This window comes from Flavobacterium sp. GW821-FHT11G01 (genome assembly GCF_058808175.1).
The window spans coordinates 62,988-85,451 of record NZ_JBXARK010000002.1 but is presented as its reverse complement, the minus strand read 5'-3'; the positions used below and the strand labels follow the sequence as shown (position 1 = coordinate 85,451).

General features: G+C 32.2%; 17 protein-coding genes. 12 read left to right on the top strand and 5 right to left on the bottom strand.

Annotated features, from left to right (window positions below):
- Nucleotides 1-61: 61 nt before the first annotated feature.
- The 4 genes from AC1RRN_RS04180 to AC1RRN_RS04165 all read right to left on the bottom strand — a co-directional run bounded on the left by AC1RRN_RS04180 (nt 62) and on the right by AC1RRN_RS04165 (nt 6,148).
- Nucleotides 62-1,591, bottom strand: a complete 1,530-nt coding sequence (locus AC1RRN_RS04180; protein ID WP_492966102.1) for a lipopolysaccharide biosynthesis protein — start codon at nt 1,589-1,591, stop codon at nt 62-64.
- Between the two features lie 345 nt (nt 1,592-1,936).
- Nucleotides 1,937-3,748: an FAD-dependent oxidoreductase gene (locus AC1RRN_RS04175; RefSeq protein WP_492966101.1), complete on the bottom strand. Its 1,812-nt coding sequence runs from the start codon at nt 3,746-3,748 to the stop codon at nt 1,937-1,939.
- A 277-nt stretch (nt 3,749-4,025) separates the two neighbouring features.
- Entirely contained in the window at nt 4,026-5,108 is a 1,083-nt protein-coding gene (gene gmd, locus AC1RRN_RS04170; protein WP_492966100.1) for a GDP-mannose 4,6-dehydratase, read from the bottom strand.
- A gap of 89 nt (nt 5,109-5,197) precedes the next feature.
- Nucleotides 5,198-6,148: a GDP-L-fucose synthase family protein gene (locus AC1RRN_RS04165; protein ID WP_492966099.1), complete on the bottom strand. Its 951-nt coding sequence runs from the start codon at nt 6,146-6,148 to the stop codon at nt 5,198-5,200.
- A gap of 438 nt (nt 6,149-6,586) precedes the next feature.
- Between AC1RRN_RS04165 and AC1RRN_RS04160 the strand changes: the two genes are divergently transcribed.
- The 5 genes from AC1RRN_RS04160 to AC1RRN_RS04140 all read left to right on the top strand — a co-directional run bounded on the left by AC1RRN_RS04160 (nt 6,587) and on the right by AC1RRN_RS04140 (nt 11,781).
- A complete protein-coding gene (locus AC1RRN_RS04160) occupies nt 6,587-7,552 on the top strand; it encodes a T9SS C-terminal target domain-containing protein (protein ID WP_492966098.1) in 966 nt (321 codons plus the stop codon).
- A gap of 93 nt (nt 7,553-7,645) precedes the next feature.
- The gene (locus AC1RRN_RS04155) at nt 7,646-9,508 is read left to right on the top strand and encodes an ABC-F family ATP-binding cassette domain-containing protein (RefSeq protein WP_492966097.1); all 1,863 of its coding nucleotides are present in this window, start codon (nt 7,646-7,648) and stop codon (nt 9,506-9,508) included.
- A 140-nt stretch (nt 9,509-9,648) separates the two neighbouring features.
- Complete coding sequence (locus tag AC1RRN_RS04150) at nt 9,649-10,116, top strand: FKBP-type peptidyl-prolyl cis-trans isomerase (RefSeq protein WP_492966096.1); 468 nt, start codon at nt 9,649-9,651, stop codon at nt 10,114-10,116.
- A 229-nt stretch (nt 10,117-10,345) separates the two neighbouring features.
- The gene (locus AC1RRN_RS04145) at nt 10,346-10,888 is read left to right on the top strand and encodes a hypothetical protein (protein WP_492966095.1); all 543 of its coding nucleotides are present in this window, start codon (nt 10,346-10,348) and stop codon (nt 10,886-10,888) included.
- Between the two features lie 113 nt (nt 10,889-11,001).
- On the top strand, nt 11,002-11,781 hold the full coding sequence (locus tag AC1RRN_RS04140; protein WP_492966094.1) for an O-methyltransferase: 780 nt from the start codon (nt 11,002-11,004) through the stop codon (nt 11,779-11,781).
- Between the two features lie 55 nt (nt 11,782-11,836).
- On the opposite strand, the gene AC1RRN_RS04135 is transcribed toward AC1RRN_RS04140, so the two are convergent.
- Nucleotides 11,837-12,502 (bottom strand): DUF6565 domain-containing protein, encoded by a 666-nt coding sequence (locus AC1RRN_RS04135; protein ID WP_492966093.1) that lies wholly within the window; start codon nt 12,500-12,502, stop codon nt 11,837-11,839.
- Nucleotides 12,503-12,794: 292 nt separating this feature from the next.
- On the opposite strand from AC1RRN_RS04135, the gene AC1RRN_RS04130 reads away from it, so the two are divergent.
- From AC1RRN_RS04130 to AC1RRN_RS04100, 7 genes are all read left to right on the top strand, one after another.
- On the top strand, nt 12,795-13,481 hold the full coding sequence (locus AC1RRN_RS04130) for an ABC transporter ATP-binding protein (RefSeq protein WP_492966092.1): 687 nt from the start codon (nt 12,795-12,797) through the stop codon (nt 13,479-13,481).
- 103 nt (nt 13,482-13,584) lie between these two features.
- A complete protein-coding gene (locus AC1RRN_RS04125) occupies nt 13,585-14,154 on the top strand; it encodes a cob(I)yrinic acid a,c-diamide adenosyltransferase (protein WP_492966091.1) in 570 nt (189 codons plus the stop codon).
- 184 nt (nt 14,155-14,338) lie between these two features.
- The gene (locus tag AC1RRN_RS04120; RefSeq protein ID WP_007138072.1) at nt 14,339-14,560 is read left to right on the top strand and encodes a DUF2795 domain-containing protein; all 222 of its coding nucleotides are present in this window, start codon (nt 14,339-14,341) and stop codon (nt 14,558-14,560) included.
- 89 nt (nt 14,561-14,649) lie between these two features.
- Nucleotides 14,650-17,991, top strand: coding sequence for a preprotein translocase subunit SecA (gene secA / locus AC1RRN_RS04115; protein WP_492966090.1), 3,342 nt, complete (start codon nt 14,650-14,652; stop codon nt 17,989-17,991).
- 136 nt (nt 17,992-18,127) lie between these two features.
- On the top strand, nt 18,128-18,505 hold the full coding sequence (locus AC1RRN_RS04110) for a hypothetical protein (protein WP_492966089.1): 378 nt from the start codon (nt 18,128-18,130) through the stop codon (nt 18,503-18,505).
- A gap of 100 nt (nt 18,506-18,605) precedes the next feature.
- Entirely contained in the window at nt 18,606-20,765 is a 2,160-nt protein-coding gene (locus AC1RRN_RS04105; RefSeq protein WP_492966088.1) for a TonB-dependent receptor, read from the top strand.
- A gap of 81 nt (nt 20,766-20,846) precedes the next feature.
- On the top strand, nt 20,847-22,442 hold the full coding sequence (locus tag AC1RRN_RS04100; RefSeq protein WP_492966087.1) for a PepSY domain-containing protein: 1,596 nt from the start codon (nt 20,847-20,849) through the stop codon (nt 22,440-22,442).
- Nucleotides 22,443-22,464 lie beyond the last annotated feature (22 nt).

Here is a 22,464-nt window from a genome sequence, read left to right as displayed (position 1 = left end):
AATTGTGTTTTCTCTATTACTTAAAAACTACATTCTGAGATATATTGTTTTATCATCATAATTATTTCATTATCTTTTTTGCTATCATATTTTTAACAAATCTGTATTCTTTTTTAGAAATTCCTAAAAAAAGTATTGCGAAAATCATTGTAAAAAACAAAACAAATAATTTTAGAATGAAGAACTGCCATCCATTTGTTAAAGATATATTAGATTCAAAAAGCGTAAAAACTCCAATTGTAACTAATGTAACTATAATTATTCTTAAAAGTACAGACTTGCAAAAATCAAAAATAGAAATCCCTATAATAACTCTTAAAAAAAACAATCTAAAGACTAAACTTAATAATGAAATTACTGCAGTTGAGTAATAAATAAGTTCTGGATTTTTATATATTTTTAATAAAACATACGCTATAGGCAGATTGAGAAAAATTAAAGTTCCTATAATAATTTGATACCATTTTATATTACCTGTAGCTTGGGCGCCAATCATTAGTGGACCTGAAATACAGTCTATTAATAAAATAATCAAACAAAGAGTTACAAAAACAGAGGTGTATTTTGGCGGGTTTTTCAACCAAAATTCTAAAATAAAATCAATATTATAAATAATGGGACAGGCTATTATAAACATTAAAAAATATGAAAATTTTGCACTCTGAAAAATAAGATTTAAGCATTCTTCCTTATTCCCAGCTGCATACAATTTAATAATTTGAGGATTGACAGCCATCTGAAAATTAACTACAAAAGTCTGAACAGTTCCTTGTATTTGCATACTAATGCCATAAGCAGCATTCAAAACGGTACCGAAAAAAAGATTTAATAAAATATTAGAACCTTGTGATCGTGCTACTGCTGCTATATTTCCAAATAAATTCCATCCTGAGTAGGACAATAAAACTTTATAAAATGATTTGTCAAAATAGAATTGGTATTTACTTTCTTCATAGTATCTCTTGCAATAATATTTGTGGCCCATTCTTACAATAAAAGATACAAAAAATAGTAAAGCTGCGTATAGAATCAATTTATCAAAGGTAAAAACAACTAATAAGTAAACAATTATTAATTTCAAAACAACTTCTACAAAGCTCATATAGGCATAGATATCCATTTTTTCCCGAGCTACAATCAGTGCATCATAAGGAACTTGTATTATTCCTAAGAGAAAAGTAAAGACAGAAAACTGATAGACCCAATTAACAGCTGTCATTCTGTCGAAGGGCAAATTCAATTTATAATTTACAAACCACAACCCAATAGTTTCAGATAACACGAAAACCAAAATACATATACCAATATGAATATTAAGTGTGGCATTAAAAGTTTTTTTCAATTGTTGCAAATCATTTTTACCTATATCAAAGGCCAAAAAACGTTGTGTCGCAGAGGTCATTGCGCTGTTGAAGAAGCTAAATAATGTTACAATTCCGCCAACTATACTATAAACTCCATAATCTTCAATCCCAAGCGTATTTAATACCACTCTTGATGTATATAAACTTACGCCCATTGTGAAGAACATTCTTACATAAAGAAAAAGTGTGTTTTTTGCTATCCGTTTGTTATTTATAGTATTGGACATTCAATATCTTTTTATTTTTAGCTATTTATTTTAAATATTTAATCTATTAAACATTTCCTAAATGATTCATCTTTTCTACTCAAAATAATTCAGTTCCATAGTTATACATAGTTACTTGAAAAAAACAGCATTTTTAATAATTATTTTAATAAAGAAGAAAAAAACAATATTTACACATTTAAATACTGTAACTAAATACTGTAAAAAATTGATTCTTTATTCGATTAAGAGGTTTAACTTTTCGTAAAAAAATTAAATAATTAATAAGGTGATATTTTCTTGATGAATTTTGTGTTCTTAACTTTAAGCAATGAATGACGCTTTAATTTTTTTGTTACGAACTTGTTACTGTTTGATAAATTTAGTGGAATAATTAATGGTGTCGTTTTTGACTTTAACTATATACATACCTGTAGTCAATCCATTCATATCTAAATTGGTTGTTTCTGTATCTAAATTTCTTTTGATAACTAATTTACCGTCTAAACTATAAATGTTAATTTGTATTGGTATAATATTAGTTTTCACTGTCAATATATTTGAAACTATATGTACTAATATATCACTTTTTTTTGTATTTGTATTAAGTGATTTTTGCCATGAATTTTCAATTAACTTTGTAGAAATTTCATTGGTTGGTACTTCTTTTAATGGTAAATTTTTATCAATAGCAAATACTGCTGCCATGGCAGCCACTTGCCCCAATTGCATAAATACTGGTTCCATACGAATTGAGCCATAAGCAATATGACTTGCTGATAGACAAACAGGAACTATTAGGTTATTGCATTGCGTTTCTTTCGGAAGCATTGAGCTATAAGCAATTGGAAAAGGATGTGGGATTGGATATTGAATATCACCTTCATTTTTTACCATCGCTGAGCCGTTTTTAAATACAACTGTTCTTTGACAATTATGTGAGTCAATGGTGTATCCTGCTGATATAATACCATCTTCAACAACTACTTTAGATAAACAATTTGCCTCTGTCATAATATATGACCCCAACATTCTCCTTGATTCTCTAATGTAAAGCTGTGGTGACCAATAATTGTTGTTTATGTATTCATCTTTGGGATATCCCCATTTAATTAATTCAGATCTTATAGAAGCAGGTACTCGATTGTCATGGCTTAAAAAATATAATAACCCTATAATATACTCTTTGTGATTGTTATAAATTTGTGCTCTATCATTATAAGTTGCTTCAGGATAATTATAGTTCATACCAATCATGTCGGTTGAAAATCCACCTTTGTTGTTAATGTCTGTTTTGTTGTTAGGCATTGAAGCCCAACTAAAATATCCATAAATATCATTTTTATCGGGTTGAGCTTCAATCAGTCTAATTAAAAGCTCGTATTTTAGAGGATCATAATTCTCGGGTCTAGTTATGTCTATTTTATTCTTAGCAACATTAGTCAAACAAATCCGAAAGTTATACGCTTGTATTTTTTTATCACCAGTTCCGTCGCTACTTAAAACATCGCTTGAAATACCCCATAATAATCCACTACTTGGGTCACCTTTAATCTTATATGGATCTACACCATCCGGGAATTGATGACTCCAAGAAAATTTGTATTCTACACCATTAAGAGTTTCATTATAAATATTATTGCTTTCTCGACCTATAGTATAAGAAACACCAGCCATTGCCATTAAATCGCCTTCATAGCTGCAATCAATAAAATACTTTGCTTTTATGTTTTTTATATTAACATTGCCATCAACAGATTCTAAATCAATACTTTTTATATTATTATTTACCAGGTTTGCCTTTATAATTCGGTGTTTAAACAAAACAGCGACATTTGCCTCATTGATATAATCATTGAAAATCGCTTCAGCTACATGTGGTTCAAATGTATACTTTATTGATGTCCCATAATAATCTCCAATCCTTTGATAAAAATCGTTTGCAAGTCCTAAAAGAATCTGTCCTTTTCCTAAATCAGTATTGCCTAGTCCACCAGATGTCAAGCCTCCTAAGAAGATCGAAGGTTCAATTAAAAGAACAGAATGTCCCATTTTTGCAGCGGTATGTGCGGCTATAACACCAGCAGATGTTCCACCATATATACAAATATCATAAGTTTGTGCTTTAGATATTTGGAAACAGAACAATAATGAAATAATAAATAGTGTTTTTTTCATAGATAATCATAAAATAACTTTAAGTTTTTAAAATTGTCAGCTGTATAGAGTTTTACTCAAATTAACTCAATGTACAATAACCTCATTCATTCAAGTATTGGGGTGAGCTATATAAATTATAAGTTCTGTAAAATGAGAAACAATTAATCACTAAATCGTTTAAACTTTTCTAACCAATTAAATCTTTCCTATCCATTAAACTTTTTCTAAACGATTAGCCTTTTCTATTCAAAATATTTAGTGTCTTATATACCCATCCGTTTTTAACTTCATATTCTTAAAACAATCTCAAATCACTTGCCACCATCTCTTTTACCAAAGCAGCCAAGTCGTATTGAGGCTCCCATCCTAGTTGTGTTTTAGATTTTGTAGGATCTCCAATTAAAAGATCTACTTCTGTAGGACGATAATATTCAGGATCTACTCGTACTACTACCTTTCCTTTTTCTAATTGATATAATGGATTGTTACATGTTGCAATTTTAGCTACTTCACTTTCATTTTCTCCTTCAAAAGTTAATTCAATGCCTACTTCTGCAAAAGCCATAGTTACGAAATCTCTAATATAAGTAGTCACACCAGTTGCAATCACATAATCTTCTGGTATATCTTGCTGTAAAATTCTCCACATAGCTTCAACATAATCTTTGGCGTGCCCCCAATCTCTTTGTGAATTTAGGTTTCCAAGATATAAACAATCTTGTTTTCCTTTTGCAATAGCAGCCGTTGCCATGGTAATTTTACGAGTTACAAAAGTCTCTCCACGTCTTGGTGATTCATGATTGAATAAAATACCATTACAAGCAAACATATTGTAAGCTTCACGATAATTTTTTGTTATCCAAAAACCATAAATTTTCGCAGCACCATATGGCGAACGCGGGTAAAATGGGGAATTTTCATCATAAAAACCTTTTTCATTTTTATTTTCTGCCAAACCTCCATATAACTCTGAAGTTGAAGCCTGATAAATTCTCGTTTTTTTCTCTAAACCTAGTATTCTAACTGCTTCTAAAATTCTCAACGTTCCTAATCCATCTACATTTGCTACATATTCCGGAGAATCAAAAGAGACCTTTACATGAGACATAGCTCCTAAGTTGTAAATTTCATCAGGTTGTACTTCCTGAATTATTCTAATAATATTGGTTGAATCAGTTAAATCGCCATAATGCAATTTAAAATTAACATGCGCTTCATGTTGGTCTTGATAAATATGATCAATTCTTTGTGTATTAAAAGAAGATGCACGTCTTTTAACTCCGTGTACCTGATATCCTTTTTCTAATAACAATTCAGCTAAGTACGATCCGTCTTGACCTGTTATTCCTGTAACAAGTGCTATTTTTTGTATGCTCATCTTTTGAGTTTTGAGTTAGTAAGTTTTGAGTTTTTAATCGAGGTGAAAAGCAAATTAAAGGCTATCAATCTCATTAAATTCTCATTTCTCTACATTTTAACTTGTTTGAATTTTTCTATGTTTTGCAAAAACCAGTCGTATGTTTTTTGAATTCCATCTTGTAATTCTACCTGATGTTTCCATCCTAATTCATGCATTTTCGAAACATCCATTAATTTTCTTGGTGTTCCATCTGGTTTGGTTGAATCCCAAATAATTTCACCTTTATGTCCCGTGATTTTTTGAATAGTCTCTGCAAGTTCTTTTATTGTCAAATCTTCACCTGTACCTACATTATATAAATAATCAGGCAATTTATTTTCTAATGCAAAAACCACTGCTTTTGCCATATCATCAACAAACAAAAATTCGCGCATCGGTGTTCCACTTCCCCAAAGTGTTACCGGAGCATTATTGCTTTCTTTTGCTTCATGAAACTTTCTGATCATAGCTGGCAAAACATGTGACGTATTTAAATCGAAATTATCAAATGTACCGTATAAATTGGTTGGCATTAAACTTACATAGTCTTTACCGAATTGTTTTCTGATAGCCTGACATGTTTTTACACCTGTAATTTTTGCAATAGCATACCATTCATTTGTTGGCTCAAGAGTATCTGTAAGTAAGTAATCCTCTTTTAAAGGCTGTGGTGCTAATTTTGGATAGATGCAAGAACTTCCCAAAAAAATAAATTTTTCAACGTCGTTTTGCAAAGCAGAATCTATTAGATTATTCTGAATTTGCATATTTTCCATGATAAACTGATAGGGATAATCATTATTAGCCAAAATACCACCAACTCTCGCAGCAGCATCAATAATGACTTCTGGTTTTTCTGTAGCAATAAATTCACGAACTGCTTTTTGATCTCTTAAATCTAATTCTTTACTGGTAACTCCTAGTAAATTAGTAAAACCCTGAGCGAACAATGTTCTCCAGATAGCACTACCTACCATTCCGTTATGTCCTGCTATGTATATTTTGCTTTTCTTATTCATTTTCTTTATCAGTTCAATTTAACATCTAATTTAAAAGCACAGCTTCGCTTTTCCAACTCCCATTATTAGAAATCAGAAAAATTCAGTTCGGCTGCAAATATATTGACAATTTTTAGACTTTTAAGACAAAAAAATGCACTAATTATTTCAAAATTAACAACATACAGTATAAAACTCAATATCAAACAGATACGTTTTTTCTTTGAAAGAATTCATTTATATTTTTGCAAAAATAATTTTTAGGAATATCATGAAAAACACATAAACTCAGAAATACCTTATTATAATACTTTAAAAACTTATGACTTAATTAAACAGAAATAACCTGAGGAATTATAAAACATTTTAGAAACTTAACGTATCTTTAATCGCCAAATTGTTTAATAAAAAAACTTTTATCTTAAACAATTCAGGATCAGCAGTATCTATAAAATAATTATGAAAAAAGTATTGTTCCTTTTCTTTATCTCCTTCTCTCATACTAACGCACAAACTTATAATTGTACAGATCCAATAGCGAAAAACTACAATTCGAAAGCAACTACAAATGATGGGAGTTGTTTTTATGAAGTCAAAAAAATTAAGCCGTTGTATTCAAAAAGAATAAGCGACTCCATCAAAGAAACCTCGGGATTACTTTTTTTTAACAACTTACTATGGACACACAACGACGATCATGATAAAATGATTTATGGATTAGATTCATTAGGAATAATTCGAAAGAAAATCTTTCTTGAAAAAGCTATCAATTATGACTGGGAAGAAATTTCGCAAGATAGTTTGCATTTGTACATTGGAGATTTTGGAAATAATGCATCAGGAAACCGAACAAATCTGCAAATTTTAAAAATCGAGAAAAAATCATTTTTAGAAGGAAATCCAATTATAGAAACTATTTCTTTTATGTATTCTGATCAAACTAATTTCTCTTCACAAAAACAAAATTCAACTAATTTTGATTGTGAAGCTTTCATTGTTTCTAAAGACAGTATTTATCTGTTTACCAAACAGTGGCAATCATCCAAAACAAGTATTTATGTTTTACCGAATCAATCCGGTAATCATATCGCTCAGTTTAAAGAATCATTTGACACAAAAGGTTTGATTACTGGTGCCACTTATTTAGAAGAGAAAAAACTTATCGTTCTTTGTGGGTATTCTAAACTTGGAAAACCGTTCTTATATTTATTGTATGATTTTAAAAATCATGAGTTTTTCTCGGGAAATAAACGAAAAATTGATCTTCAACTTTCTTTTCACCAAATAGAAGGTATTGCTACAAATGATGGTTTGCACTATTATCTCACAAATGAAGCTTTAATACGGAAACCTGTTTTGAATGTTCGCCAACAAATTCATTATTTTGATTTAAGTCCGATTCTGAAATCCTACCTTGATAAATAATTCGCAAATCGCAATATAATAGTTTACTTTTGCAAAAAAGTTGTGTTTTGTAAAACCTTCATAACTTATAATTTATAACTCATAATTTACAAAGTGAATTACTTATCTGTAGAAAACATATCGAAGTCTTTTGGCGAAAGAACGCTTTTTGACAACATTTCATTCGGAATCAATAAAGACCAAAAAATCGCTTTTATCGCTAAAAATGGTTCTGGAAAAACCACCATTATGAGCATTATCAATGGTTTAGATGAGCCAGATACAGGACAGGTAGTTTTGAGAAAAGGAATACGTATGGCATTTCTTTCTCAGGATAATAATTTACAGGAAGAGTTAACTATTGAAGAAAGTATTTTTGCTTCTGACAATGAAACTTTAAAAATAATCGAGGCATACGAAAAAGCACTTGAAAACCCAGACGATGAAGAAGCTTATCAAAAAGCTTTTGACGGAATGGACCAGCACAATGCGTGGGATTTTGAAACGCAATACAAACAGATTTTATTCAAATTAAAACTAGAAGATTTTAAACTTAAAGTGAAAAATCTTTCGGGTGGACAAAAAAAGCGTCTTTCACTAGCCATAATCTTAATTAATCGTCCTGATTTATTGATTTTGGATGAGCCAACCAATCATCTGGATCTTGAAATGATCGAATGGTTAGAAAGTTATTTTGCTAAAGAAAATATTACATTGTTTATGGTAACGCACGACCGTTTCTTTTTAGAACGTGTTTGTAATGAAATCATTGAATTAGACAACGGAAAATTATACCAATACAAAGGAAATTACTCTTATTATTTAGAGAAAAAAGAAGAGCGAATTACCTCTGAAAATGCAAGTGTTGACAAAGCTAAAAACTTATTCGTAAAAGAATTAGAATGGATGCGCCGTCAGCCAAAAGCGAGAACGACAAAATCGAAATCGCGTCAGGATGATTTTTACGTAATTAAGGAAAAAGCGCAAAGTCGTCGCCAGGAAAATAAAGTGGAACTTGAAATCAACATGGAACGTATGGGAAGCAAGATTATTGAGCTTCACAAAATTTCTAAAAAATTTAAAGATCACGTTATTCTTGATAATTTCAGTTTCGATTTCCAGCGTGGCGCGCGTATCGGAATTATTGGGAAAAATGGAACTGGAAAATCGACTTTTTTAAATCTTCTTACCGGAACGCTCCCACTTGATAGCGGACGTGTGGTAAAAGGTGATACCATCAAAATTGGTTATTATACGCAAAGCGGAATCAACCCGAAACCAAATCAGCGTGTAATTGATATTATTAAAGAATACGGAGAGTTTATTCCGCTTGCAAAAGGTAGAATGATTTCAGCTTCTCAATTGTTGGAACGTTTTCTTTTTGATGCTAAAAAACAATACGATTTTGTCGAAAAATTAAGTGGTGGAGAATTAAAACGTTTGTATTTATGTACGGTTTTGATTCAAAATCCAAACTTTTTGATTCTCGATGAGCCAACAAATGATTTGGATATTGTAACGCTTAATGTTTTAGAAAGTTTCCTTTTAGATTATCCGGGATGTTTACTTGTTGTTTCGCACGACCGTTATTTCATGGACAAAATTGTAGATCATTTGTTTATCTTTAGAGGAAAAGGTGAAATCGAAAACTTCCCAGGAAATTATTCTGATTTCCGTGCTTATGAAGATAGTGCCGATGTTGCCCAAAAAGAAGAAAACAAAGCTGAAAAGAAAGATTGGAAACAAAATAATCCGACTGGAAATCTAACTTTCAATGAGCAAAAAGAATATCAAAAACTAGAAAGAGAGATCAAAGATCTGGAAATCGATAAAACTAAAATCGAGCAATTATTCTCTGACGGAAAAGTTGCTGATGCTGATATCGAGAAAAAAGCAAACGAATTACAAAATATCATTAATAAAATAGATCAGAAAGAAGAACGTTGGTTTGAGCTTTCTGCAAAAATAGAAGGATAAAGTTATTTTACAGAAATTCGCAAAGAAAAAGTACAGAGTTACACTAAGTTTTTTTGTGAATCTTTGTACTTTTTCTTTGTGAATCTCTGTGGAAGAAAAAAATCAATTTTATTATATTAGCCCATTATAAAAACAATACCATGAAATACATTTTAACTTCATTATTAGCATTAACCCTTTTCATTTCTTGCAACCCAGAGAATGCAGAACCACAAATAGCTAAAGATTACACTGCTGAAAACGAAAAAGAAATCGTTGATTATATTGCCAAAAATAAATTAACAGCTCAAAGAACCGATTCTGGTTTATACTATGTTATCAACGAGCCTGGAACCGGAGCTCAACCAACTGCAAGTTCTAATGTAACTGTAGCTTATAAAGGTTATTTTTCTAACGGAAGTGTTTTTGACCAAAGTAAAGCTGCAGGAATATCTTTTGGATTGAATCAGGTAATTAAAGGCTGGACAGAAGGAATTCCTTATTTTAAAGTTGGAGGAAGTGGAATATTATTAATTCCATCTCATTTAGGATATGGGAGTTATAATTACAATAGCATTCCCGGAGGTTCGGTACTAATTTTCGATGTGAAATTAATTTCTGTAAATTAATTCTACAGAATCTCATTCTTAACATAAAAAAGACCACAATAAAATATATTTCGTTGTGGTCTTTTTTTTTAATTCAATAAATTAAAGTAATAATATAAAAGCACCATCTATTTTATAAAAATCTGAATTTCATTATGTAATGATTATAAAAAATTATGTAAATAATAATAAAACTGTTTTACGAGCTTTGTTTAAGTGAAAATGAATTCACAATTAAACATATATAAAAATGGAAAATTTACATAATCCCGATGGAACTAAACGTGAAGTATTAACTGGAATGTTTTCAGATCGTGACAGCATAGAAAGAGCTTATGATAACTTAAGCGAAAGAGGTTATACAAAAGATGAAATCAATCTTATCATGTCTGATGAAACCAGAAAAAAACATTATTCAGACAAAGATGATCATTCTGAATTAGGAACGAAAGCAGCTGAGGGCGCAGGAACCGGGTCTGCAATTGGAGGTACAATTGGAGCAATTGCAGGAGTTGTTGCTGCATTAGGAACTAGTCTTGTTATTCCTGGTTTAGGATTAATTGTTGCCGGTCCATTAGCAGCAGGATTAGCTGGTGCTGGTGCAGGAGGAATTGCCGGAGGTATAATTGGTGCCTTAGTAGGATCTGGAATTCCTGAAGACAGAGCAAAAATTTATGAAGATGGAATTAAAGACGGTCATGTTGTTTTAGGCGTTCATCCGCGTAATAGCGAAGATGCTGAATATCTTGAACAACAATGGAGAGCAAATAATGGCGTGAATATCTACAGATAATTCCCTCCATTTTTATTATATAAAAAGCCTAATCTAAATAATAGATTAGGCTTTTTTCATTAAATTATTTCAAGTTCTGATTCGTATCTTCGCAATCTCTTGCAAATAAGATTATGCTATTTCAAATTACATCTTACCTCAAATTTCTTTGGAACTCCAAAAATGAACACGGCGTACATTCGCCCTTTGTTTTTAGTTTACTTACTAAATGTTTTTACGACAAAAAGTCTAAACCTGAGTATTTAATTCTGAAAAACTATCGTAAATCATTACTTGAAAATAAAAACTTTATTGAAGTAACAGATTTTGGTGCGGGTTCAAAGGTTTTTAAATCAAACAGAAGACAGATTTCAAAAATCGCCAAAACTGCCGGAATTTCTCCAAAACGAGCAGAACTTTTATTTCGTATAACACGCTATTTTCAACCTGAAAATATTCTGGAAATAGGAACATCATTAGGTTTAGCCACTTCTGCCCTGGCTTTAGGAAATCTGAATACAAATGTAATCACATTAGAAGGCTGTCCACAAACTGCTAATATTGCTGCAAACCAATTAAATCAATTTGATTGTAAAAATGTTGATTCAATTATAACTGAATTTGAAACTTTCTTAAAATCGAACAATCTACAATCTACAATCTATAATTTAATATATTTTGACGGTAATCATTCTAAGAAAGCCACTTTAGCCTATTTTGATCTTTTATTACCAACTATCAACAACGATTCGGTTTGGATTTTTGATGACATTCACTGGTCGAAGGAAATGGAAGAAGCCTGGGAAATTATCAAAAAGCATCCAAAAGTAAAAGTTACGATCGACACTTTTCAATGGGGATTCGTATTTTTTAGATACGAACAGGAAAAAGAACATTTTACAATTAGAGCATAAAAAAAGACGATCATTTCTGATCGTCTTTTTACTAATTCAAAAAATTTTTAAAATCTTATTTTTTAGCGTCTCTATTTTCTTCAGATTTAGCTCCCATTCTGTTAACAGTATACATTGGAGCAAATTTCACTTTTAAACCTGCAATTTTTCTGTTGTCTTCAGATGTTAAACCTTCTTTTTCAACTGTATTTTTTCGGCTATCAAGTGCTTCATACAATAATTTGATTTCATCCCAGTCTTCACGAGAGTAATTATCTTTATTATCTTCAACTGTATGAACAAATTGTTGGTACACACTATGAATATTTTGAGCATTTACCCATGAAAAACTCATATCGTCTCCAATTTTTCCTTCACCAAACAAAGCGTTACGCAATTGTTGTTTTGGACTTGCAGCTGGTGCAGGTGGGGCTAAAACTGTGGTCATTTCATTTTTAAATTCTTCATATTTAGTTTTACTCGCATTTATCCTTTCGGTTTCAGCAGTATTATCTTTGATATCAGCAAGGGCCAATTGTGCGTTTTCGGCTCTTCTGTTATATTCAGCTTCAACGTCTTTCCAATCCGCTTTCAAATCATCAGCTTTGACATTCTTTACTGAGTCAACGTAGGTTACATAAGCGTCAATTGTCTTTTGTGCTTTTTCTTGTTTTTCGTCTTTACACGATGTAAGACTCAATGCAATTAATGCAATTCCCGATAATAGTTGTATGTTCTTCATAATAATGATTGTTTAATTAATACATTAACAAATGTACCTACTAACCTATTATTTAAAATTACATTATTACCATGTTTTTAAGATTAATCAGATATTAAATCTATAAATAATATAAAATAATGACAATTATATAAAACAAAATAAAAAAGATATAAACTATTTTAAAAAATATATTGTTTACAATTTGATGTAATTGCAAACTAAAGATGTTTTTGTAACAAAAACCAATTATCAGCTACTCATCGTTTATTGAAAAGTGTTTCGTACTTTTAAATCCAAAATTGTAAATCGAATGGCAAATCCATTAATTAAAATAACTAACATTAAACGAGATTTTGTACTAGGTAACGAAATTGTTTATGTTTTAAAAGGAATAGATTTAGAAATCAATAAAGGAGAATATGTAGCTTTAATGGGGCCATCAGGATCTGGAAAATCGACTCTAATGAATTTGTTAGGTTGTCTGGATACACCAACTTCCGGAAATTATGTTTTAAATGGAAAAGATGTCAGCCAAATGAAAGATGATGAATTAGCAGGAATTCGAAATAAGGAAATTGGTTTTGTATTTCAGACTTTTAATCTTTTGCCAAGAACAACGGCCTTAGATAATGTTGCCTTACCTATGATTTACGCAGGATATTCCAAATCTGACCGAAATACACGTGCTGTAGAAGTTTTGACACAAGTAAACCTGGCAGACAGAATGGATCACCAACCCAATCAGCTTTCCGGAGGGCAACGTCAGCGTGTAGCTATTGCCAGAGCTTTGGTTAACAAACCTTCTATTATTTTAGCCGATGAACCAACCGGAAACTTAGACAGTAAAACTTCTGTAGAAATCATGAAGCTTTTTGGAGATATTCATGCTCAAGGAAATACTGTAATTTTGGTAACCCACGAAGAAGATATAGCTGCTTATGCACATCGCATAATTCGTTTAAGAGACGGATTAATTGAAAGTGACACAACAAAGTAATTTTAGATTTCTGATTTTAGATTTTAGATTATTTTTAAATCTGGAAAAATTAAAGTTCTAATATTTCAATCTAAAATCATAAATCTACAATCTAAAATAAAAAATGAAAGTATATACAAAAACCGGAGATAAAGGAACAACAGCTCTCTTCGGAGGCACGCGCGTTCCTAAAGATCACATTAGAATTGACAGTTACGGAACTGTCGATGAATTAAATTCTTATATAGGACTCATTCGTGATCAGGAAATGGATTCTCATTATAAAACTATTTTAATCGAAATTCAGGATCGTCTTTTTACTGTTGGTGCTATTTTAGCAACTCCACAAGAAAAAGAAGTTCTGAAAAATGGAGAATTACGATTGAAAAATCTTGGAATAATCGATACTGATATTGAGTTATTAGAGAATGAAATTGATAAAATGGAAGAAAGTCTTCCGCCAATGACCCATTTTGTTTTACCGGGGGGACATCAAACTGTGTCATATTGTCATATTGCGCGTTGTGTTTGCCGTCGTGCAGAGCGTTTGGCAGTACATTTAAGTCATAATGAACACGTTCCTGAAATTGCAATCATGTACTTAAACCGACTTTCTGACTACCTTTTTGTCTTGGCACGGAAGTTGTCGTCAGACTTAAAAGCGGAGGAAGTGAAATGGATTCCGAGGAAGTAAAATTTTAGATTTTAATCCCGAAGTTTTGGGACAGATTTTGGATTATTAGTATTCAACAATCTAAAATCAACAATCTAAAATCCGCAATATAAAGAGACGTTCTTAAATTTTCTTAAAATAAATCAAAATTTACTTGTCTTTTTCAGTAAAAAATTTATTTTTGCACAAACTAAACAGATAACAGATGTATTGGACATTAGAATTAGCATCTTATTTAAGTGATGCGCCATGGCCTGCTAACAAAGACGAACTTATTGACTACGCTATTAGAGCTGGTGCTCCATTAGAAGTAGTAGAAAACCTTCAGTCTATCGAAGACGAAGGGGAGATATATGAATCAATGGAAGAAATTTGGCCTGATTATCCAACAGACGAAGATTATCTTTGGAATGAGGATGAATATTAAAAAATAAACCAAAGGAAAAAGTCTCATCACAGAGGCTTTTTTTTTGGTTCAAAATACAACATTTACATATAATAGAAATATAACAAATCATGAGTTTCATAAACAGTATTATTAAAGTCTTTGTAGGTGATAAATCACAAAAAGATGTCAAAGCTTTACAACCTTATTTAAATAAAATTAAAACATTCGAAACCAGCTTAATGAGTTTGTCTCACGACGAATTGAGAGCCAGAACCGTCTATTTTAAAGAAAAAATTAAAGAAGCCAGAGCTGATAAAGATGCTAAAATTGCTTCGCTTAAAGCGGAAGTAGAAAACATCGAAGACATCGATAAAAGAGAAGATCTTTATGATGCTATTGATGCTCTTGAAAAAGAAGCTTACGAAATCTCAGAAAAAACTTTATTGGAAATTCTTCCGGAAGCATTTTCTGTTGTTAAAGAAACGGCTCGTCGTTTTAAAGACAATTCTCATATTGAAGTTACTGCAACTCCAAGAGATCGTGAATTTTCTGCTACAAAACCTTATATCGTTATTGATGGTGAAAAAGCAGTTTGGGCAAACAAATGGAATGCTGCCGGAAAAGACATTACCTGGGACATGATTCATTATGATGTTCAGTTAATTGGTGGTATGGTTTTGCACGAAGGTAAAGTTGCCGAAATGCAAACAGGTGAAGGTAAAACTTTGGTAGCAACACTTCCTCTTTACTTAAACGCTTTAACTGGAAACGGAGTTCACTTAGTAACGGTGAATGATTACTTGGCAAAACGTGATAGCACATGGAAAGCGCCTTTATTCGAATTCCACGGTTTAACTGTTGATTGTATTGATAATCACCAGCCAAGTACAGAACAAAGAAAAAAAGCATACGACGCGGATATCACTTATGGAACTAACAATGAGTTTGGTTTTGACTACTTAAGAGATAACATGGCGCACTCGCCTAGCGATTTAGTACAAAGAAAACACAACTATGCAATTGTCGATGAGGTCGATTCTGTATTAATTGATGATGCAAGAACGCCACTTATTATTTCTGGACCAGTTCCGCAAGGAGATCGTCATGAATTTAATGAGTTGAAACCAAAAATTGAAAACTTAGTTTCTCAACAACGTCAGTTGGCAAATGGTTTCTTAGCTGAAGCTAAAAAATTAATCAAAGAAGGAAATACTAAAGAAGGTGGATTCTTATTATTAAGAGCTTACAGAAGTTTACCTAAAAATAAAGCATTAATTAAATTTTTGAGTGAAGAAGGAATTAAACAATTGCTTCAAAAAACTGAAAATCAATACATGCAGGATAACAATCGCGAAATGCATAAAGTGGACGAAGCTTTATATTTTGTAATTGAAGAAAAAAACAATCAGGTTGAATTGACTGACAATGGTATTCAATACCTTTCAGGAGATACTGATGCTGACTTTTTCGTACTTCCGGATATCGGAACTGAAATTGCTGCAATCGAAAAGCAAAAATTAGACAAAGATGCTGAAGCAGAAGCTAAAGAAAGATTATTCCAGGATTTTGGAGTAAAAAGCGAACGTATTCACACTCTTACTCAGCTTTTAAAAGCATATGCTCTTTTTGAAAAAGATGTAGAATATGTTATCATGGACAACAAAATCATGATTGTCGATGAGCAAACAGGTCGTATCATGGATGGTCGTCGTTATTCTGACGGATTACACCAAGCGATTGAAGCCAAAGAAAATGTAAAAATCGAAGCTGCTACTCAAACATTTGCAACTGTTACATTACAAAATTATTTCAGAATGTACAGCAAATTAGGTGGTATGACAGGTACAGCGGTTACAGAAGCTGGAGAGTTATGGCAAATTTATAAATTGGATGTTGTTGAAATTCCAACAAACCGTCCAATTTCAAGACAAGACAAAGAAGATTATATCTACAAAACAACACGTGAAAAATTCAATGCTGTAATTGAAGATGTAACAGAATTATCAAATGCAGGAAGACCAGTTTTGATTGGAACAACTTCTGTAGAGATTTCAGAATTATTAAGCCGAATGCTAAAAATGAGAGGCGTTAACCATAACGTTTTGAATGCTAAAATGCACAAACAAGAGGCACAAATTGTAGAAGAAGCTGGTAAAGCCGGAGTTGTAACTATTGCAACAAACATGGCTGGTCGTGGTACCGATATTAAATTATCTCCAGAAGTAAAGGCTGCCGGAGGTTTAGCAATCGTTGGTACAGAGCGTCATGATTCTCGTCGTGTCGACAGACAGTTACGTGGTCGTGCAGGACGTCAGGGAGATCCGGGAAGTTCTCAATTCTATGTTTCTCTTGAAGATAACTTAATGCGTTTATTTGGTTCTGAAAGAGTAGCTAAAGTTATGGACAGAATGGGACTTCAGGAAGGTGAAGTTATCCAGCATTCTATGATGACTAAATCTATCGAGCGTGCTCAGAAAAAAGTAGAAGAAAACAACTTTGGTGTTCGTAAACGTTTATTAGAATATGATGACGTTATGAACTCGCAACGTGAAGTAGTGTACAAACGTCGTCGTCACGCTTTGTTTGGTGAGCGTTTGAAACTGGATATCGCAAACATGCTTTATGATACTTGCGAATTAATCGTGAGTCAAACTAAACCAATTAACGATTTCAAAAATTTTGAATTTGATTTAATCCGTTATTTCTCTATCACTTCTCCAATTTCTGAAGCTGATTTCTTGAAATTATCTGATATTGAAATCACTGGAAAAATATACAAAGAGACTCTGGCTTTCTATACTGAAAAAACAGAAAGAAGCGCAAGAGAAGCTTTCCCAATCATTAAAGGGGTTTACGAAGAGCCAAACAATCATTTTGAGCGTATCGTAGTTCCATTTACAGACGGAATTAAAACTTTGAATGTGGTAACTGACCTGAAAAAAGCTTACGACAGCGAAGGCGCTCAGTTAATTGCTGATTTCGAGAAAAACATCACACTTTCTATTGTTGATGAGGCTTGGAAAAAACATTTACGTAAAATGGACGAATTGAAACAATCAGTTCAATTGGCTGTTCACGAACAAAAAGATCCATTGCTTATCTACAAATTAGAAGCTTTCAACTTGTTTAGAGGAATGCTAGACAACGTTAATAAAGAAGTAATTTCATTCTTATTCAAAGGTGATTTACCAGCTCAAAACGTTCCTGAAATTCACGAAGCGAGAGAAGTTCGCCAGAAAGAAAATTTCAAATTAAGCAAAGATGAAATTCCAAACAGCGAAGACATTAACCGCGAAGCTGGAGAAACACAACAACGTCAGGTTACTGAAACGATTGTGAGAGATATGCCAAAAATCAACCGTAATGATACCGTTACAGTTCAGGAAGTGGCAACTGGTAAAACAGAAACAATGAAATTTAAAAAAGCAGAATCTTTAATTGCCAATGGCGAATGGGTTCTTGTTAAATAATAAATTTTAAACAAATACATTTCAATCCCCAATTACAAAAGTGTAATTGGGGATTTTTTTTGCAAAAAATCTAATATTTATTCTTTCTAAATCGAATAAACTGTACTTTTGCAATCGTAAACAACATAATAAGGCTTTGAAGCGAATTTTAATTATATTTCTTTCCTGCATGCTTTTGCTGCCATCATTTGGCAGTTTCTTTGTTTATACTTCCTTCAAGTTGAATCAGGAAGAAATTTCAAAAACCATCTGTGTACAACGAAAAATGGTTTTTAATTCTTGTAATGGTCGATGTGAACTTCAAAAAAGTTTAAAGAAATACGCTGACAATGAAAAAAGAATGCAAAACAATCTGAAAGAAAAAGCAGAAGTCGTTTACATTCAAAACACAGCAACTGCTAATTTTAAATTAGTAACTCCTATCGAATCTACAGCAAAACTTTTTGCTTTATCTGATGAAAAACCAATTTCGGTTTCAAACAGTACTTTCCACCCTCCATCCTATTTTATATAAATTTTAGCTGCACTTTTCAATTTCAAAATTGAAAAGATTTTTTCTTGGTATTAAGTCTGGAAAAAACACCTGTTACTTTTTAAAATTTATATAATTTAAAATGAAAAAAATATACTTTACCCTACTCATCATAGGGCAATGTGTCTTTGCTCAAAATGAAGTGAAGCAAGACACAACAAAATCTCAGGAATTAGAAAACGTTTTTATAACTGCCAATCGTACTGCAACTTTACGTAAGGAAACCCCTGTTGCTATTAGTAAAATAACCGCAAAAACTATTAACGAAACCAAGGCAACTGCTGTCTACGAGATCATCAATAAAACGCCTGGAGTTTTAATGGTCAATTTAGGAAACGAACAACACATGATGTCGATTCGTCAGCCAATGACAACCAATGCCTATTATTTGTATTTAGAAGATGGCTTACCAATTCGCCCAATGGGAATCTTTAATCACAATGCTTTACTGGAAATCAATCAATATAATTTACAAAGTATTGAAGTGGTAAAAGGTCCGGTTTCTTCTTTATACGGACCGGAAGCTGTTGGTGGAACTATTAATTTAATTTCCCTAAAACCGCCCGTTGATCCTGAATTTAAATTTGGCGTTCAGGCCGATAATTACGGTTACAGAAGATTTCAGGCTGCCGGAGGTGCAACGATTGGAAAAGTTGGTTTTCATATTGCCGGAATTTCAAGTTTACAGGAAAACGGCTGGATGACCTATTCTGATTATAACAAAGATAATTTAAACGCAAGAATCGATTATAATATCTCACCTTCTACCCGATTGATTAGTAACACCATGTATGGAAAATATTATTCTGACATGAGTGGAACTGTAAATGAAGATGCTTTTAACAATAGAACTTATAAAAGCACTTCTGATTTTACTTATAGAAAATCTGATGCTTTAAGAACCCGTTTAACATTAGAACACGATTGGAACGGTAATGCAAGTAGTTATATTACGGCTTATTTGCGTGACAACAAATTAGGACAAAATCCTTCATACGGAATCAAATGGAGCCCGACTGTAAATCCAACAACTGCAAAAGGCGAAATAAATTCAAATAATTTTAAAAGTTATGGTGCTATCGGGCAACATACTCAAAAATTTAATTTCTTAAATACTAAAATTGTTGCCGGCGCGCTATATGATTATTCGCCTGTGACGTATTGGTCTTATGTTATTGATTTGAAAGCAAATTTAAATCCAGGCGAAGCTGGGAAACAAACTGTAGATTCTTATGAAATTATCGCAGAACATCCAGATTCTAAATTAGCAGATTATACCGCTGATATTTTCAACACCGCAGGTTATGCACAGGTAAGTTTTAATCCGATAGAAAAATTAGTTGTTACTATTGGCGGTCGTTATGACAACATGAAAGTTAATTACGACAATGCATTAGACAATTCTACAGGAAGCAAAGTTTATGACAAAATAACTTTTAAAGCCGGTGCAAATTATAATCCGTTTGAATTTGCGGGTTTTTACGGCAATTATTCACAAGGTTTTGCCCCTCCCGGAATTACTTCTATTTTCAGAACAAAACCTGGAACTGGCGGAACAACTGGCGTTCCTGCTGATTTCTATTATAATTTAGAACCTGCTACTTTCAACAATTATGAAATTGGCGGATGGCTTTCTTTCCTTCAAAATAAATTAAATTTTGATTATGCGTTCTATTATATGGAAGGAAAAAATGAGCTTTTAAACATCAAACTTGCTGATAATTCAACTGATTATCGTTCGGCTGGTGAAACGCGTCATAAAGGAATTGAATTTGGAGCTACTTATCGTCCTTCAAAACAAATTAATTTTCGACTTGGCGCAACTTACGCACAACATACTTATATCGATTTTAAACTTTCAGACAAACCGTCTGATCCGGTTCAGAATCTGAATGGAAAAGAAATGCCATCGGCACCAAAATGGTCTGGAAATTCAGAATTGAGTTATTATCCAAACTGGCTTCCAAATTTAAGAACTTCTGTTGAGTGGCAGCTTGTGGGAAGTTATTACCAGGATCAAATCAATACGGTGAAATACGATGGTTACAATATTTTTAATGCGAGAATTGGTTATCAATGGAAAGCAATTGAAGTATATGGAAATGTCCTCAATTTAACGGATAAACTATATGCTTATAATGTTTCGAGAGCTAATACAACAAATGCTCAGCCAACTTATACGGCAGCGGCGCCAAGAACTTTTGTTTTCGGAATTCAGTATAATTTTTCATTAAAAAAATAATATTTGGCCACAGATTAAAATCATTTTAATCCTTTAATCTGTGGCAAAAATATCAAGTAGACAAATCATAAGAACACAAATATGAGTAAAGAAATAAAAGAGAAAAAATCTAAAAAGAAAGATTCTAAGATTGTCAAGAAAATCAAACAACATATGTACAAATGGCATCGTACTATTGGTTTGATTACGATTATACCAGTAATTTTCTGGACACTATCAGGATTGATGCATCCGTTTATGGCGCATTTTTTCAAACCTGAAATTGCTCATGATAAACTGGAGCAGCAAATTATTAATAAAAATGAATTAAAATTTTCGATACAGGAAGTTCTACAGAAAAACGGACTAACGCAATTCAAAAATTTCAGAATAGTTAGCTTCAATAATAAAACTTATTATCAGCTTAAAACTATAATTGGCGAATTATGGTATTATGATACTTCAACAGCCGAGAAACTAGAAAATGGAGATCAAAAATATGCTGAATGGCTTTCACGTTATTTTTTAGACGATCAAAAAAGTGCTGTGAAAAAGAGTGAAGTTGTGACTGAATTCACCTCACAATACAAATATGTTAACCGTTATCTACCGGTTTATAAACTGAGTTTTGATCGGCCTGACACCATGGAAGTGTATGTAGAAACCTCATCCAGTAAACTGGCAACTTATAATCCAACTTCAAGACAATGGTTTATTTGGTTTTTCGATACTTTTCATAATTGGTCTTTTGTAGATGCTATTACAAACAATAGTATTCGAATTATTACCATGATTTTCTTATTATCCATCATTGGGTTTTCTGCCTTAAGCGGAATCTTAATTTATGGTTTATTATGGAAACAATTCAAAAAAACAGATAGTTTACAACCCAAAAAAGGACTTCGAAAATACCATCGCCAAATTGGGATTTGGGTTTCACTTTTCACTTTAACATTTGCTTTTAGCGGTGCGTATCACGCTACAACAAAATGGACTCCGTATACCTTATCACAAATGGTTTACGAACCGACTTTTGAAACCAAAGAAATTCCTTTAGCCAGTAATAATTTGAATTTAGACTGGAGTCGTTTTCAAAATGCGAGTATCATTACTTTAAATGATACCACCTATTTCCGTTGTCAGTTATTGGAAAAAGAAAAATTCAAAAAACCAAAAGTTGATTCACGTACTAAATGGAGCAAAAAAGAAGATAAAAAATCGGAAGTACTTTATATCAATGCGACAACGAATAAAGTTGTCCCAAATATTGATCTCAAATATGCCGAATTTTTGGCGTACTATTTTACAGATGGAGCTCCAAAAGCCGCTTGTTGCGAAATGGTAGAAAGTTCAGACGAACCAGAAGCTTCATTAGAAAATGCAAAACTGTTAGAATCTAAGGTTTTAACCGATTTTGAAAGCAGAGAATATGGCTTTGTAAACAAAAGATTGCCAGTTGTAAAATTAGCTTATGATACTCCGGAGAAAACAACTTATTTTATAGAAACTGCGACTTCCAGATTGGCAGCTAAAATTAAAAGCGCTGATATGGTTGAAGGTTATTCGTTTGCCATTCTCCACAAATTTTTATTTATGGATTGGGCAGGAAAAAATATTCGCGATTTAACAATGGTTTTGGCAGCTTTGACCATTTTGATTGTTAGTGTTTTGGGGTTTATTTTGTTTTTGAAGAAATAGAAAAAATCACTTTTATAACCTG

Bases quoted from the DNA above. Each gene is read 5' to 3' on its own strand.
- AC1RRN_RS04125 (WP_492966091.1), top strand. From the start codon at position 13,585: ATGAAAGTATATACAAAAACCGGAGATAAAGGAACAACAGCTCTCTTC.
- AC1RRN_RS04165 (WP_492966099.1), bottom strand. From the start codon at position 6,148: ATGAATAAGAAAAGCAAAATATACATAGCAGGACATAACGGAATGGTA.
- AC1RRN_RS04175 (WP_492966101.1), bottom strand. From the start codon at position 3,748: ATGAAAAAAACACTATTTATTATTTCATTATTGTTCTGTTTCCAAATA.
- AC1RRN_RS04180 (WP_492966102.1), bottom strand. From the start codon at position 1,591: ATGTCCAATACTATAAATAACAAACGGATAGCAAAAAACACACTTTTT.
- secA (WP_492966090.1), top strand. From the start codon at position 14,650: ATGAGTTTCATAAACAGTATTATTAAAGTCTTTGTAGGTGATAAATCA.
- AC1RRN_RS04100 (WP_492966087.1), top strand. From the start codon at position 20,847: ATGAGTAAAGAAATAAAAGAGAAAAAATCTAAAAAGAAAGATTCTAAG.
- AC1RRN_RS04145 (WP_492966095.1), top strand. From the start codon at position 10,346: ATGGAAAATTTACATAATCCCGATGGAACTAAACGTGAAGTATTAACT.
- AC1RRN_RS04105 (WP_492966088.1), top strand. From the start codon at position 18,606: ATGAAAAAAATATACTTTACCCTACTCATCATAGGGCAATGTGTCTTT.
- AC1RRN_RS04130 (WP_492966092.1), top strand. From the start codon at position 12,795: ATGGCAAATCCATTAATTAAAATAACTAACATTAAACGAGATTTTGTA.
- AC1RRN_RS04140 (WP_492966094.1), top strand. From the start codon at position 11,002: ATGCTATTTCAAATTACATCTTACCTCAAATTTCTTTGGAACTCCAAA.
- gmd (WP_492966100.1), bottom strand. From the start codon at position 5,108: ATGAGCATACAAAAAATAGCACTTGTTACAGGAATAACAGGTCAAGAC.
- AC1RRN_RS04135 (WP_492966093.1), bottom strand. From the start codon at position 12,502: ATGAAGAACATACAACTATTATCGGGAATTGCATTAATTGCATTGAGT.
- AC1RRN_RS04150 (WP_492966096.1), top strand. From the start codon at position 9,649: ATGAAATACATTTTAACTTCATTATTAGCATTAACCCTTTTCATTTCT.
- AC1RRN_RS04160 (WP_492966098.1), top strand. From the start codon at position 6,587: ATGAAAAAAGTATTGTTCCTTTTCTTTATCTCCTTCTCTCATACTAAC.
- AC1RRN_RS04120 (WP_007138072.1), top strand. From the start codon at position 14,339: ATGTATTGGACATTAGAATTAGCATCTTATTTAAGTGATGCGCCATGG.